At 62.6% G+C, this 13,320-nt stretch carries 16 protein-coding genes; 5 read left to right on the forward strand and 11 right to left on the reverse strand.

Going from position 1 to position 13,320, the window contains the following annotated elements; translation table 11 throughout:
- Window position 1: 1 nt before the first annotated feature.
- From rfaD to WC529_06150, 11 genes are read right to left on the reverse strand one after another with little or no spacing between them, the layout of a single operon-like run.
- The gene (gene rfaD / locus WC529_06100; GenBank protein ID MFA5113845.1) at window positions 2-985 is read right to left on the reverse strand and encodes an ADP-glyceromanno-heptose 6-epimerase; all 984 of its coding nucleotides are present in this window, start codon (window positions 983-985) and stop codon (window positions 2-4) included.
- Complete coding sequence (locus WC529_06105) at window positions 982-1,557, reverse strand: D-sedoheptulose 7-phosphate isomerase (GenBank protein MFA5113846.1); 576 nt, start codon at window positions 1,555-1,557, stop codon at window positions 982-984. The genes rfaD and WC529_06105 overlap by 4 nt, the downstream gene beginning before the upstream one ends.
- Window positions 1,557-2,156: a V-type ATP synthase subunit D gene (locus WC529_06110; GenBank protein ID MFA5113847.1), complete on the reverse strand. Its 600-nt coding sequence runs from the start codon at window positions 2,154-2,156 to the stop codon at window positions 1,557-1,559. The genes WC529_06105 and WC529_06110 overlap by 1 nt, the downstream gene beginning before the upstream one ends.
- Entirely contained in the window at window positions 2,140-3,501 is a 1,362-nt protein-coding gene (locus WC529_06115) for a V-type ATP synthase subunit B (GenBank protein MFA5113848.1), read from the reverse strand. Before WC529_06115 ends, WC529_06110 begins: the two co-directional genes overlap by 17 nt.
- Entirely contained in the window at window positions 3,485-5,224 is a 1,740-nt protein-coding gene (locus WC529_06120) for a V-type ATP synthase subunit A (protein ID MFA5113849.1), read from the reverse strand. The genes WC529_06115 and WC529_06120 overlap by 17 nt, the downstream gene beginning before the upstream one ends.
- Window positions 5,221-5,526: a V-type ATP synthase subunit F gene (locus tag WC529_06125; protein MFA5113850.1), complete on the reverse strand. Its 306-nt coding sequence runs from the start codon at window positions 5,524-5,526 to the stop codon at window positions 5,221-5,223. Before WC529_06125 ends, WC529_06120 begins: the two co-directional genes overlap by 4 nt.
- Window positions 5,519-6,217: a V-type ATPase subunit gene (locus WC529_06130; protein ID MFA5113851.1), complete on the reverse strand. Its 699-nt coding sequence runs from the start codon at window positions 6,215-6,217 to the stop codon at window positions 5,519-5,521. Before WC529_06130 ends, WC529_06125 begins: the two co-directional genes overlap by 8 nt.
- Window positions 6,210-6,533 (reverse strand): hypothetical protein, encoded by a 324-nt coding sequence (locus WC529_06135; GenBank protein ID MFA5113852.1) that lies wholly within the window; start codon window positions 6,531-6,533, stop codon window positions 6,210-6,212. Before WC529_06135 ends, WC529_06130 begins: the two co-directional genes overlap by 8 nt.
- Window positions 6,534-7,004 (reverse strand): V-type ATP synthase subunit K, encoded by a 471-nt coding sequence (locus tag WC529_06140; protein ID MFA5113853.1) that lies wholly within the window; start codon window positions 7,002-7,004, stop codon window positions 6,534-6,536.
- Between the two features lie 12 nt (window positions 7,005-7,016).
- The gene (locus WC529_06145) at window positions 7,017-8,951 is read right to left on the reverse strand and encodes a hypothetical protein (protein ID MFA5113854.1); all 1,935 of its coding nucleotides are present in this window, start codon (window positions 8,949-8,951) and stop codon (window positions 7,017-7,019) included.
- Window positions 8,942-9,238, reverse strand: a complete 297-nt coding sequence (locus tag WC529_06150) for a hypothetical protein (protein ID MFA5113855.1) — start codon at window positions 9,236-9,238, stop codon at window positions 8,942-8,944. Before WC529_06150 ends, WC529_06145 begins: the two co-directional genes overlap by 10 nt.
- A 63-nt stretch (window positions 9,239-9,301) precedes the next feature.
- Between WC529_06150 and WC529_06155 the strand changes: the two genes are divergently transcribed.
- From WC529_06155 to WC529_06175, 5 genes are read left to right on the forward strand one after another with little or no spacing between them, the layout of a single operon-like run.
- Complete coding sequence (locus tag WC529_06155; protein ID MFA5113856.1) at window positions 9,302-10,255, forward strand: MraY family glycosyltransferase; 954 nt, start codon at window positions 9,302-9,304, stop codon at window positions 10,253-10,255.
- 17 nt (window positions 10,256-10,272) lie between these two features.
- A complete protein-coding gene (gene wecB, locus WC529_06160) occupies window positions 10,273-11,418 on the forward strand; it encodes a UDP-N-acetylglucosamine 2-epimerase (non-hydrolyzing) (protein ID MFA5113857.1) in 1,146 nt (381 codons plus the stop codon).
- Entirely contained in the window at window positions 11,399-12,673 is a 1,275-nt protein-coding gene (murA, locus tag WC529_06165; protein MFA5113858.1) for a UDP-N-acetylglucosamine 1-carboxyvinyltransferase, read from the forward strand. Before wecB ends, murA begins: the two co-directional genes overlap by 20 nt.
- Window positions 12,663-12,998, forward strand: a complete 336-nt coding sequence (ybeY, locus tag WC529_06170; protein ID MFA5113859.1) for an rRNA maturation RNase YbeY — start codon at window positions 12,663-12,665, stop codon at window positions 12,996-12,998. The genes murA and ybeY overlap by 11 nt, the downstream gene beginning before the upstream one ends.
- The gene (locus tag WC529_06175; protein ID MFA5113860.1) at window positions 12,970-13,320 is read left to right on the forward strand and encodes a diacylglycerol kinase family protein; all 351 of its coding nucleotides are present in this window, start codon (window positions 12,970-12,972) and stop codon (window positions 13,318-13,320) included. The genes ybeY and WC529_06175 overlap by 29 nt, the downstream gene beginning before the upstream one ends.

Below are 13,320 nucleotides of genomic sequence, written 5' to 3' on the forward strand. Positions count from 1 at the left end.
GTCAGAACCGGGCATTCCCTTTTTCCAGGTAGTTGACGATATAATCGCCGACCGCCGCTTCCAGCGGGGTGATCTTGACCGGCAGCCCGGTCTTCCGCAGCTTGGCCAGGTCGGCCTGGGTAAAATATTGGTATTTATCGCGCAGGATGGGCGGCATGTCGATGTATTCGATCCGGACCGGCAGTTTGAGCGCCGCAAAGATCGCCTTGGCCAGGTCGTTCCAGCTGCGGGCGGCCCCGGCGCCGACGTTGAATATCCCTTTAACTCCGGGGTGGCGATAAAACTCCCACATCAGGTCGACGACATCCTGCACATAGACAAAATCGCGTTTTTGCTCGCCGTCGCGGTAGTCCGGCCGGTGCGATTTGAAAAGCCGGAGCTTGCCTTCCCGCTTGACCTGTTCGTACCCCTTCAGGACCATGCTCCGCATCTCCCCCTTGTGGTATTCGTTGGGGCCGAAGACGTTAAAATATTTCCAGCCGACGACCTGGCCGGTCAATTTGTTCTCCAGCAGCCAGAGGTCGAAATCCTGCTTCGACTGCCCGTACAGGTTCAACGGCCGGAGAGTAGGGATGGCCGCTTCGGCGTCGCTGTATCCCTGGGCGCCGTCGCCGTAGGTCGCGGCGGAACTGGCGTAAAAGAAAGGGACGCCGTGGTGGAGAGCCCAAGTTGCCAGCGTCTTGGAATATTCCAGGTTGTTATCTTTCAGGTAGGCGGCGTTCTGCTCGGTGGTGGAGGAGCAGGCGCCGATGTGGAACACCGCTTTGACCGCGGTCGTCAGCTCTTCCGCCGCCACCCGCTTGATGAAACCGGCCTTGTCCAGGTAATCGACGTATTGCTTGCCGGCCAGATTACCCCACCGGGCGTCGGCGCCGGCTTCGTCAACGACGATGAGCTCTTTTTCCCCGGCGCGGTTCAGCTTTTGGACGAAACAGCTGCCGATGAAACCGGCCCCGCCGGTGACGACGATCGCTCCGCTCTTCATTGGCCCGGAAAGAGCTCCTGTTCGATCAACTGGCAGAGGATGTGCCCGATGGTAATGTGCGCTTCCTGGATCCGCGGCGTGGCGCGGCAGGGGATGGTGACCGCCAGGTCGACGCTGCCCGCGATCTGGCCGCCGTCGCAGCCGAGGAGCCCGATCGTTCTGCAGCCCAGCTCCCGGGCCTTTTTCAAGCCGGCCAGCACGTTGCGGGAATTGCCGGAGGTGGAAAGGCCGAAAGCGAGATCGCCTTTTTGCGCCAGGCCTTCGATCTGCCGGGCAAAAACGACGTCAAAACCGTAATCGTTGGCGAGGGCGGTCAGGATCGAGCTGTCGGTCGTTAAGGCGATGGCCGGCAGGGCGCGGCGCTCTTTCTGGAAACGGCCGATCAGCTCGGCCGCCAGATGCTGGGCGTCGGCCGCGGAACCGCCGTTGCCGAAAAAGAAGATCTTTTTGCCGTCGCGCAGCGCGGTGATCATCAGCCGGGCAGCCTTTTCGATCGCGGGGACCAGGGTCTTAACGACCTGCTGCTTGGTCTCGATGCTGTCGTGCAATTCTTTTTTGATCATTTCCTGCATTAGCGCCCCTCCTTGGATAATTTGAGCAGGACGACGCGGGTGCTCCGTTCCTGCTCGGCCAGTTTCATCATGATACTCCGGGCGTTCCGTTCCAGCTCCGGGATCAGCACGTATTCCAGCGCGTTGACCCGGCGCCGGGTCTCGCCGATCTGGACGGCGATCAGCCGGAGCGCCTGGCCGAGACCGGCCAACCTGACCAGTTCCGGCAGGGCGGCGCGGAACTTATCCAGCGCCTCTTTCTGCTCAACGCTCGCCAGTAAATCATTATAGACCGGCCGGCCGGTTATCTGCAAATCATATTGGGGGATCCTGACCCCCATGATGTTCCGGCTGGTCCGGCGGACGGTTGCCGGTTCGCCGCCGGGGGCAAAGGCGGCCGGTTCCGAGAGGGCGGATGCCATGACCGTTTTCAGGAAGATCGCGGCTAATCCCGGTTCCAGCGTGTTATGCAGGCCGAGAAAATCGTTCTTGATGCCGAAGAAGCGCTGGACCAGGCCGTCGAGCTTGTCCTTGAGCAGTTTATGGCCGCGGCGGGCGAGGGCGATCCGCCGCCGGAGGCGGAGGAGCTCCATCCTGGTCGGATTAACCCTGATGCGCATATTTGTCGATTATCTCGTCCTTGAGGCGCTTCAGTTCGGTGCGCGGCAGCAGATTGAGCAGTTCCCAGGCGATCTGCAGCGTCGCGGCGATCGGGCGGTTCTCGGTGAGTTCCTGGCGGATAAAGCGCTCTTCGAACTGGTCGGCGAACGCGAGGTATTGCCGGTCGATCTCGGAGAGGGCCGCTTCGCCCAGGATCACGACCAGCTCCCGGACCTCGCGGCCGCGGGCGTAGGCGGCGAACAACTGGTTGGCGACGTCCGGGTGATCTTCCCGCGTCTTACCGGCGCCGATCGCCTTATCGCGCAAGCGGGAGAGCGAGGGGAGCGGGTCCACCGGGGGATAGATCCCTTTGCGCTCCAGCGGCCGGCTGAGGATGATCTGTCCCTCGGTGATATAGCCGGTCAGGTCGGGGATCGGATGGGTCTTGTCGTCGTCGGGCATCGTCAGGATCGGGATCATGGTGATCGAGCCGGGCTTCCCCTTGATCCGGCCGGCGCGCTCGTACAGCGTGGCCAGGTCGGTGTAGAGGTACCCGGGATATCCGCGGCGGCCCGGGACCTCGCGGCGCGCGGCGGATACTTCGCGCAGGCTTTCGCAGTAATTGGTCATGTCGGTCAGGATGACGAGCACGTGCATGTTCCGTTCGAAAGCGAGATATTCCGCGGCGGTCAGGGCGAGCCGCGGCGTGGCGATCCGCTCGATCGCCGGGTCGGAAGCAAGGTTGATGAACAGGACCGAGTTCTCCAGCGCCCCGGTCAGCCGGAAGCTGCTGATAAAAAATTCCGCTTCTTCGTAGGTGATCCCCATGGCGGCAAAGACGACGGCGAACGATTCGCCCTCCTTCAAAACCCTAGCCTGGCGGGCGATCTGGGCGGCGAGCCGGGCGTGGGGGAGGCCGGCGCCGGAAAAGATCGGCAGTTTCTGGCCGCGCGACAGGGTGTTGAGGCCGTCGATCGTCGAGATGCCAGTCTGGATAAAGTCGTCGGGATAATCGCGGGCGACCGGATTGATCGCTTCGCCGTTGATGTCGAGCCGTTTTTCCGGGATGACCTCCGGCCCGCCGTCGAGCGGCCGCCCGAGGCCGGAGAAGATCCGGCCGGGGAGGTCGGGGGCGACTTTCAGCTCAAGCCCGCGGCCCCGGAACCGGAGCTCAACCGTTTTCAGGTCAAGACCGTCGGTCCCTTCGAAAACCTGGACCAGCGCCTTATCGTCCTTGATCTCCAGCACTTTACCGAGGCGGACCTCGCCCGACTGCAGCCGCACTTCAACCAGTTCATCGTACGCCGCGCCGCTGACCCCTTCGGCCAGGAGGAGCGGTCCGGCGATCTCAGCGATCTTTACCATGTGCCACCTTGCTTCTTAAAGCGTAAAACGCGTCCTTGATCTCGGTTTCCAGACCGGCGATCTCTGGCTCTGCGGCCAAACGGGCGCGGGCGATCCGGCCCCAGAACTCCAGCTCCTTGATCGCGGCGAGCGCCGCTCCTTCGGCCAGAGCGTGGTCCGCCAGCCGGTAGACCTGGATGATGTTCTTGATGATCGAATATTGTTTGGTCAGCGACGAATACTGGTCGACCGGATCGTAAGCGCTCTGGTAGAGAAAATCTTCGCGCAGGGATTTGGCGACCAGCAGGACGAGCTGCTCTTTGGGCGAGAGCGCTTCCAGCCCGACCAGCCGGACGATCTCTTCCAGTTCGGCTTCCTCGGCGAGCAGTTTCAGCGCCGTTTCCCGCACGGCGGCGAAATCGGCCGCGATCTCCCGGCTGTAGTAATCGGCCAGATTGTCCAGGTAAAGCGAATAGGAAAGGAGCCAGTTGATCGACGGGAAATGGCGCTTGTGCGCCAGGTTCTCGTCCAGCCCCCAAAAGACCTTGGTCACCCGCAAGGTGTTTTGGACGACCGGTTCCGACAGGTCGCCGCCGGGCGGGGAGACCGAGCCGATGATCGTCAGCGCGCCGTCGCGTTCCGGTTTTCCCTGGCAGCGGCCGCAGCCGGCGCGCTCGTAAAAATCGGCCAGGCGCGAGCCGAGGTAAGCGGGATATCCTTCGTCGCCCGGCATCTCTTCCAGGCGGCCCGACATTTCGCGGAGCGCTTCGGCCCAGCGGGAGGTGGAATCGGCCATCAGGGCGACGCTGTAGCCCATGTCGCGGAAGTATTCGGCGATCGCCGCGCCGGTGTAGACCGACGCTTCGCGGGCGGCGATCGGCATATTGGAGGTGTTGGCGATCAGGACGGTCCGCTCCAGCAGAGGCCGGCCGGTGCGCGGGTCCTTGAGCCGCGGGAATTCGAGCAGGACGTCGGTCATCTCGTTGCCGCGCTCGCCGCAGCCGACAAAAACGATCAGGTCGGCGTCGGCCCATTTGGCCAGCTGGTGCTGGATCACCGTCTTGCCGGCGCCGAACGGCCCCGGCACGCAGGCGGCGCCCCCTTTGCCGAGCGGGAAGAGCGTATCGATGATCCGCTGTCCCGTGACCAGCGGCGTGCTGACCGGCTTTTTTTCCGCCAGCAGCCGGCGCCGGCGGACCGGGCATTTTTGCAGCATCACGACCGGCTTGCCGCCGACGACCGCGATCGGCTCGATGATCGTGAACTCGCCGCTTTTGATCTCGTCGAGTTTGCCGGCCAGTCCGGCCGGGACCATGATCTTATGGCTGATCAGTGCGGTCTCCTGGACCGTGCCGAGGATATCGCCGGCCGCGACCGCGGCGCCGGCGGCTAGCAAGGGGACAAAAGGCCATTTTTTCTCCCGGGAGAGGGAAGGGACGTCGATCCCCCGGCCGATGAAATCGCCCGACTTTTCCCTGATCGCGCCGAGCGGCCGCTGGATCCCGTCAAAGATCGTGCTGATCAGGCCGGGGCCGAGCTCGACCGAGAGCGGTTCGCCGGTCTGCTCGACCGGGTCGCCGATCTTCAGGCCGGCGGTCTCTTCATAAACCTGGATCGCAGCGAGATCGCCGCGCAATTCCAGGATCTCGCCGATCAGTCTTTTGGTCCCGACCCGGACCATTTCCCCCTTGCGGGCGTTGTCCAGCTTGGCGACGACCAGCGGACCGGCGACTTCCTTGATCATAAAGCGGCTCCCGTCGCCTTGCGGACCAACTGATCGAGCTGTTCCCGGTAGAGTCCGGTACTGCCGCGGTGGTCCGGGATCAGCAGGATGTTCAGGCCTTGCTGTTCGCCGGCCGCAATCTCCGGCGAGAGATCGGCGGCGTAGCGTTCGGTCAGCAGCACGATCTCATGCCGGCCGCCGGCGCCGAGCGCGGCGAGGGTGCGCTGGCTTTCCGGCGTCGAATCGCAGGGGAAAACATCGATCCCGGCGGCCGCCAGCGGATCGACCAGCGCTTTGGGGCCGAGTAGGGCGATCCTAGACATAGGGTAAACGCAGCCTCTCTTTGATCTCTTCACTGCCGACCCGCAGCCGTTTGGCGGTCAGGATCAAACGGATGATCTTGATCTCGTTCTCTTTGGCCAGGGCGTGGCCGATCAGCGGTTCCAGGCCGAACGCGAGATAACGGGCGCGCTGGACCTGGCCGATCAGGTAATTATCGATCTCCCGCTCCAGCGCGTACAGTGTCCCGTGCTGCCGGTAATATTCCAGGCCGGCGGTCACCGGCCGCTTCAGGTCGGAGTACCGGTAGCGGGCGATTAGCTCTTCGGGGTCCAGGCGGCCTTCCAGCAAGCCGAGCTTGATCCGCTGCAGGGTTATGTAACTCGCCGCGTATTGGCGAAAGAGCGGAAGGGGATGCCGGCGGGCGGTCGCGGCGAGCAAGGTCAGATAGTTTTCCAGCGAAAGGGCCGGATCGTGTTTTTGCCTGATGACCCGGAGCGTGGCGTGGCCGTTGCTCAGTTTCGCCAACAGGTCGAAGGTTTCCGCCAGTTCGTCGGCCAGCAGCTTTTCAAAATCAAAGGCTTCCGTTTCGTGCAGGTAAGCGGGCAATTCGCGCAGGACGTGATAAGCGGCTTCCAGGTCGGGCGCGTCGACCATCCTGATGATCCGGCCCGCGTCGAGCATTCCGGCCTCCAGCGCCCTGATCCGGCCGACGGCGTAAACGAATTCAACCATAAAGGAATTTCCCCACCGCGATCTCTTTTTCTTCCCGCTTCTCGGGCGGTAGATCGCGCAAGACCTCGGTCAGCAGCCGCTGTTTTTCCTCCAGCAGCCGGCGTTTGGCCAGCAATCTGGCCGGCGCCAGGATTGCTTGCTTCGCTTCGTCGGCTTTGCGCGCCGCGTCCTGCTCGATCTTTTTAACGATCCGGGCGGCGGCGGCCGCCGCGTTTTCTCCGATCCGGGCGGCTTCGGCTGCGGCCGCTCCCCTGATCCGCGCGGCTTCCGCTTCCGCTTCGGCGATGATCTGCCGTTCGATCTCCGCTAAACCCATTTATAATTTGATCCCCGAAACGAGCAGGATGGTCGCCAGCAGGCCGAGCACCGCGTAGGTCTCGACCATGGCCGGCAGGATGATCGCCTTGCCGGTCTCTTCCGGTCTTTTCGCGATCAGGAAAATGCCGGCCGCGGCGGCGCGGCCCTGATAATAGCCCGAAACCAGGCCGGCGATCCCGACCGGTAATCCGGCAAAGAAGAGCTGCAGGCCGGCCGAGAGCGAGACCGGCAGCCCGCCGCCGAGCAGATTGATCTTCATCATAATGTAGAATGCGCCGAGAAAACCGTAGAACCCCTGGGTGCCGGGCAGCGCGACCAGGACCAGGAGCCGCCCGAACTTATCGGGATCTTCCGTCAAGACGCCGCCGGCCGCTTCGGCCGCCACCGCGATGCCCCAGGCGGAACCGGCCGCCGCCAGAAAGGCCGCGAAGGCGGCGCCACCGATCGCGAAACTTATGCCAATGTCCATGATTTCTCCTCCTTATTTGATGATAACATAACGCGTTTGTTGGCGAAAGGGCTTGAACTCGCGGCCGCCGCCGAGATAGAACTTGCCGAAAAATTCGACCAGCTGGAGGCGGGCGGCATGGATGAACGCCCCCAGCACGGAAACGACCAGGTTGAAGAGATGCCCGCCGATCAGGATGACGACCATCAGCAAGTAGCCGACGACCGGCACGCTGTCGCGGGTCAGCCCGGCAATGATGTTCACCACCATGCCGATGATCGAAGTGGTCATCATCAGCGCCAGCAAGCGGGAATAGGAGAGGGTGTCGCCTAGGTAGCTGGTCGTCCGGTAGAGGCTCAGGAGGCCGCTGATCGCCTTTTTAATAATGTTAGGTTCGTTCCGCCCCTGGGTCACGACCAGCAGCAAGGCCCCGACCAGCGCGAGCCGGGCGAAGAGCCCGCCGACCGGCGCGCCCAGCGCGCTGGCCGCCGCGTAACCGACCAGGACGGATAAGAAGAATATCCAGAGCGCGTCGTCGCAAAAAGCGTTCAGGTACTCATGGTTCCTGACCTTCCAATAAAACGAGATGGCAATGCCGGCCAGGTTCTGGAACACGCCGATCGCCAGCGACATGAGCAGGACATTGAGCGGGTTCTTGATCGGGTCGATTATTTGTAATCTTTGCAGCAGCGGCGGCAGCTGCTTGATATCGATGCTGAAGTAGCTGCCGGTCGCGATCCCGACAAAGATCGTCAAGACCCCGCCCCAGAGGAGGAGCAGCAGCAGTTTTTTTCCGCCTTCCGACAAGGTCAGCGTTCTTAGATAATAGTAAGCGCCCAGCGCGAGCAGGAGCCCGTAACCGACGTCGGAGAGGCAGATCGCGAAAAAGAAGAGATAAAAGAACGAGAGCGGCCCGGTCGGATCGATCTCATGCTGCGCCGGCAGGCCGAAGATCCGGGTGATCAACTCAAAGGGATAAAAGAGCGGCGGATTCTCGATCAGCGTGGGGACGATCTCGCCCGGCGTCGGGTCGGTCGTTTGCAGCGCCGTCAGCGGGCTGAGCCGGTCCAGCTCGGCGGCCAGCTTGGGGAGCGTTTGGCGCGCGACCCAGCCGGTCAGCAGGAAGGTCTTTTCGGTTTGCGCCAGTTTCCGGGCGGCCAGTTCCGCCAGGTGGAGCTGGAAAAGGTGATCGTAAACGTAAGTGAGCGAGGTCTGGTGCCGGAGCAGTTCGCGGATCTTGCCGGTGATCCTGGCCTGGTCTTCCAGCGCTTCGGCCAAAAGCCGCCGCAGCTCGGCGATCTCCGCTTTGGGCGGCCGGGGAGTGGCCGGGAGGTTGACGCTTTCCAGCGCGAGCGGCCGTAATAATTGCCGGAAAGCCGCCGCGGAGGAGGCGGGGTAAACGATCAGCAAATAGGCCCGGTCTTTGGTGGTGTGGACCGGTTGGAGCAGCGAGGCGGGAGCGGCGGCGGCGATCTTCGCCTGGAGCCGAGACAAATTCCGGGTCTTGGCCACGGCGGTCAGAAAACAGCAATAGGTGGTGCAGACCAACTGGTCCAGCGGCAATTCCAGCGCCTGCCACGGGGAAAGCAGCTCGCTGTCGGAGCGGAGAGTAGCCGTCAGCTTTTGCAAATTAGCCAGCCGGGCCTCATAATCTTTGAGCTGGGCGACCAGCCCGCGCCAATCCGTTTCCCGGGCGGCGTTTTCCAGCGTTTGCGGCGCGACCGGCTCTTTATACGGGGCGAAACTTTCGATGAAGCTTTTCTTGCGGCCGCCGACCGAGTCGAGCAGTTTGATGGCGAACTCCAGTTCGCTCAGTTCCAGCTCCAGCGGGGAGCTTTCCGCCGCCGGCTGTTCGGCGGCCGGGGCAATAAGCTCCACGGCGCCGAGCCGCTGCAGCGCTTTGAGAACCTTTTCTTTGACTGCCAGATGGCCGAACACGGCCACTTTGGCCATCGGCACTACCGGCATAACCGTTTTGCCTCTTCGAGTTTGGGGGTTATTTGCCGACGGAGCTGCTCGACCTCGCTGTGGTTCCGGGCCAGGAGCTCGGCCTTGGTCCGTTCGGCTTCTTGTTGGGCGGTGGCGATCGATCGGGCGGCGGTTGTCCTGGCTTCCTGTTCGGCCTTTTCGCCGGCTTCCTGGGCCTGTTGGTGCGCGGCGGCCAGCAGGTTGAGGCGGTCTCTTTCCGCGTATTCAACTATCTCCCGGGCCCGTTTTTCGAGCGCCAGGATCTGCTGCACGGCCTGGTTAACCATGACAGGGGGATATTAGCACAGGTTTGACACTCCTGGCAATTCTTGTTATAATGTAAGCCCGTAATGCTCACGTTCCTGCTCACCTTTTTGATCGCCTTGGTTTTAACCATTTTGTTTACTCCAATGGTGCGAAGTTTTGCCCCCGGTCTCGGCGCGATGGACAAGCCGTCCGAGCGCAAAGTGCACACCGCTTTGATCCCGCGCCTGGGAGGGGTGGCGATCTTTGCCGGTTTTTTTATTGCCGTGCTGGTCGGCCTGTTGATCGCTTTCAGCCAGGGCGCGCACATTAACCCGAAACCGATCATTGGGGTACTGCTGGGCGGCTCGATCGTCTTTTTGACCGGACTGACCGATGATCTGCGGGGGCTGCGGCCGTTGACCAAGTTAACCTGGCAGGTGATCGGGGCGGGGGTGGCGATCTACTTTGGCGTTTCGATCACCTATATCTCCAATCCCTTCGACGGCCCGTTCGTCCTCGGTTTTATCGCGGTCCCTTTGACCTTGCTTTGGCTGGTCGGCATGACCAACGCGGTCAACCTGATCGACGGCCTGGACGGTTTAGCCGCCGGGGTAACGGCGATCTCGGCGGGGACGCTCTTTTTTGTCGCCTTGCGGACCCACCAGTTCGGCGCCGCCTTGCTGATGGTCGCGATCGCCGGCGCGGCGCTCGGTTTTCTCCGTTACAATTTTAATCCCGCCTCGATCTTTCTGGGGGACAGCGGCAGCTACTTCCTCGGCTTTGTTCTGGCCGCCGCGGCGATCGTCGGGGTCTTTAAGACGACCCTGGTCGTCGCCCTGATCATCCCGATCCTGATCCTGGGGGTGCCGATCTTTGATACGGCCTTTGCGATCGTCCGCCGGCTCAAAGAGCGGAAAAGCATGCTGGCGGCGGACAACCGGCATATTCACCATTTATTGTTGCGGGCAGGTTTGACCCAGCGGGAAGCGGTCATGTCGATCTACATCGTCTGTTTTCTTTTAAGCATGACCGCGATCATCATGGCGTTGCAGAAATGATAAATCGAAAAAGAGCGATGTTCGTTTTTGGGACCCGGCCGGAGGCGATCAAGATGGCGCCGATCATCAAGGCGGTCGGGCGCTATCCCGATTTCCTGGAATCGGTCGTGGTGGTCACCGCCCAGCACCGGCAGATGCTCGACCAGGTCCTGGCCCTGTTCAAGATCGAGCCGGACTATGACCTGGACATTATGGAGGCGAACCAGACGCTGACCAGCATCGTTAATAAATCGCTGGCCGGCCTCGAAGAGGTCATTCTCCGGGAAAAACCGGACATGCTGCTGGTCCAGGGCGATACGTCGACGACGTTCGCGGCGGCCCTGTCCGCCTTTTACCACCGGATCCCGATCGGGCACGTGGAGGCGGGGCTGCGCACCTACGACAAGTGGCGGCCGTTCCCCGAAGAGATGAACCGGAAACTGACGACTTCGCTGGCCGATATCCATTTCCCGCCGACCGGCTCGTCGCGGGACAACCTGTTACGGGAGAACGTGCCGCCCGACCGGATCTACCTGACCGGCAACACGGTGATCGACGCGCTGCTGGAGGTCGCCGGGAAAAAATACGACCTGGGCCGGCTCGGGCTCAAGCTGCGCCGGGGACGGAAGATGGTCCTGGTCACCGTGCACCGGCGCGAAAGCTTCGGCGAACCGCTCCGGCAGATCTGCGGCGCGCTCCGGCGGCTGGCGGACAAGTTCCGGCAGGAGATCGACATCGTGATCCCGGTCCACAAGAACCCGCAGGTGCGCAGCGTGGTCTACGAACTGCTGGGCGAAAGCGAGAACGTCAGCCTGATCGAGCCGCTCGATTACGAGCCGTTCATTCATTTAATGAAAGCGTCTTACCTGATCCTTTCCGATTCGGGCGGGGTCCAGGAAGAGGCGCCGTCGCTCGGCAAGCCGGTGCTGGTCCTGCGGGAAAAGACCGAGCGGCCGGAGGCGATCACCGCCGGCGCCGTGAAGCTGGTCGGCATGGACGAGGCGCTGATCTACAACGAAGCGAGCCGGCTGCTGACCGAGCCGGCCGAATACCGGCGGATGTCGCAGGTGATCAACCCGTACGGCGACGGCCGGGCGAGCGAGCGGATCATCGGCGCGATCCTGCACTATTTCGGGCTGATGGACAAGAAACCGGAGGAATTCAATGCAGCGGCTGCTGGTTAGAGGGGGAAAACCCCTGAGCGGCAAATACCGGGTATCCGGCTCCAAGAACGCGGCGCTGCCGATCCTGGCCGCGACCATTCTCCTGCCGGAACACTCGGTGATCAAGAACGTGCCGAACCTGCTCGACGTGATCACCATTATCCGCGTGCTGCGGGCGCTCGGCATCCGGGCGGAATACTCGCAGTCGGTCCCCAACACCGTTGACGTCTGGAATTATTCCGTTAAACACGTCGCCCCTTACGAACTGGTCACCAAAATGCGCGCCTCGTTCTTTGTGATCGGCCCGATCCTGGCGGTCAAGGGCCTGGCCAAGATCCCGCTGCCGGGGGGCTGCGCGATCGGTTCGCGGCCGGTCGACATCCACATCAAGGGGATGGAGGCGCTGGGGGCGAAGGTCAAGCTGGAGCACGGCTTTGTGATCGCGGAGGCGAAAAAATTGAAAGGCGGGCGCTTCTACCTCGACTTCCCGTCGGTCGGCGCCACCGAATCGGTGATGATGGCCGCCTCGCTGGCCGACGGCGAAACGCTGATCGAGAACGCCGCCAAGGAGCCGGAGATCGTCGACCTGGCCAATTTCCTGATCAAGGCGGGCGCGCAGATCGTGGGGGCGGGGAGCGACGTGATCCGGGTCCAGGGGGTCAAACAATTGCGCCCGGTGGAATATTCGATCATCCCCGACCGGATCGAGGCGGGGACGATCATGGCGGCGGCGGCCATTACCAATGGTAAGGTGACCATCGAGGGGATCATTCCCGAACACCTGGAAGCGATCGCCCGCAAACTGCAGGAAAGCGGGGTCAAAGTGACATTCTTGGCCGACACGGTGGAAGTGGACGCGACCGGCGACCACTTCAAGGCGGTCGACGTCAAGACGATGCCGTTCCCCGGTTTTCCGACCGACATGCAGCCGCAGATGGCGGCGTTCCTGGCGCTGGCCGGCGGGACGTCGGTCGTGTCGGAGACGATCTTTGAGAACCGTTTCATGCACATGCACGAGCTCCGCCGCCTCGGCGCCGACATCAAGCTGGAGGGGCAGAGCGCGATCATCAACGGCGTGGCGAAACTGTCGGGCGCGCCGGTCAAGGTCTCCGACCTGCGGGCCGGAGCGGCGCTCCTGATCGCCGGTTTGGCGGCGGACGGCGAGACGTCGCTGGAGGACCGGGACCATCACATCAGCCGGGGCTACGAAAATATCATCGAAAAGCTGCGCGGGATCGGCGGCGACGTCAGCAAGGCGGTCATCCATGTACCGTGAACTGGTCCGCCGGATCATCAAGGGGGAAAAAGCCCGGGGACGGATCGACGTTTCGCTGGTCGACGACCGGACGATCCGCCGGCTGAACAAGCAGTTCCGGCATAAGGACAAGCCGACCGATGTCCTGGCTTTTCCTTACAATGAAAGTTCGATCTTGGGCGACGTGATAATTTCCCGGCCGACGACCGAACGGAACGCGCAACGATTTGGCGTTACTTACCGGCAGGAACTGAAACGCTTGGTCATCCACGGGGCGCTCCATGTCCTTGGCCATGACCACGGGAGGAAGATGAGCCGTGCCGAAAAAATTTATACGGAGCTTTAAATACGCCCGGAGCGGAGCGCAGCACGTGCTGGCGACCCAGCGCAACGTCTGGATCCACCTGGGCGTGGGCGTACTCGTCATGCTGCTGGCGGTGGCGCTGCGGCTGCCGGCCGGGGAGCTGGCGCTCCTCATCCTGACGATCACGGCCGTGATCGCGGCGGAAATGTTCAACACGGCGCTGGAAGCGCTGGTCGACCTGGTCAAGCCGGAAGACCACCCGCTCGCGGCGCTGGTCAAGAACGTGGCCGCCGGAGCCGTCCTGGCGACGGCGATCGGCGCCGTCCTGATCGGCCTGTTAATTTTTATACCGAGGTTGGCCTAA

It is taken from the genome of Candidatus Margulisiibacteriota bacterium, from assembly GCA_041650855.1.
GTDB lineage: Bacteria > Margulisbacteria > WOR-1 > O2-12-FULL-45-9 > XYB2-FULL-48-7 > JALOPZ01.

Excerpts from the sequence above, each read along its gene's own strand:
- WC529_06130 (MFA5113851.1), bottom strand. The coding sequence starts at position 6,217 with ATGGTTGAATTCGTTTACGCCGTCGGCCGGATCAGGGCGCTGGAGGCC.
- wecB (MFA5113857.1), top strand. The coding sequence starts at position 10,273 with ATGTTCGTTTTTGGGACCCGGCCGGAGGCGATCAAGATGGCGCCGATC.
- ybeY (MFA5113859.1), top strand. The coding sequence starts at position 12,663 with ATGTACCGTGAACTGGTCCGCCGGATCATCAAGGGGGAAAAAGCCCGG.
- murA (MFA5113858.1), top strand. The coding sequence starts at position 11,399 with ATGCAGCGGCTGCTGGTTAGAGGGGGAAAACCCCTGAGCGGCAAATAC.
- WC529_06140 (MFA5113853.1), bottom strand. The coding sequence starts at position 7,004 with ATGGACATTGGCATAAGTTTCGCGATCGGTGGCGCCGCCTTCGCGGCC.
- WC529_06120 (MFA5113849.1), bottom strand. The coding sequence starts at position 5,224 with ATGATCAAGGAAGTCGCCGGTCCGCTGGTCGTCGCCAAGCTGGACAAC.
- WC529_06115 (MFA5113848.1), bottom strand. The coding sequence starts at position 3,501 with ATGGTAAAGATCGCTGAGATCGCCGGACCGCTCCTCCTGGCCGAAGGG.
- WC529_06135 (MFA5113852.1), bottom strand. The coding sequence starts at position 6,533 with ATGGGTTTAGCGGAGATCGAACGGCAGATCATCGCCGAAGCGGAAGCG.
- WC529_06145 (MFA5113854.1), bottom strand. The coding sequence starts at position 8,951 with ATGCCGGTAGTGCCGATGGCCAAAGTGGCCGTGTTCGGCCATCTGGCA.
- WC529_06155 (MFA5113856.1), top strand. The coding sequence starts at position 9,302 with ATGCTCACGTTCCTGCTCACCTTTTTGATCGCCTTGGTTTTAACCATT.
- WC529_06110 (MFA5113847.1), bottom strand. The coding sequence starts at position 2,156 with ATGCGCATCAGGGTTAATCCGACCAGGATGGAGCTCCTCCGCCTCCGG.
- WC529_06105 (MFA5113846.1), bottom strand. The coding sequence starts at position 1,557 with ATGCAGGAAATGATCAAAAAAGAATTGCACGACAGCATCGAGACCAAG.
- WC529_06150 (MFA5113855.1), bottom strand. The coding sequence starts at position 9,238 with ATGGTTAACCAGGCCGTGCAGCAGATCCTGGCGCTCGAAAAACGGGCC.
- WC529_06125 (MFA5113850.1), bottom strand. The coding sequence starts at position 5,526 with ATGTCTAGGATCGCCCTACTCGGCCCCAAAGCGCTGGTCGATCCGCTG.
- rfaD (MFA5113845.1), bottom strand. The coding sequence starts at position 985 with ATGAAGAGCGGAGCGATCGTCGTCACCGGCGGGGCCGGTTTCATCGGC.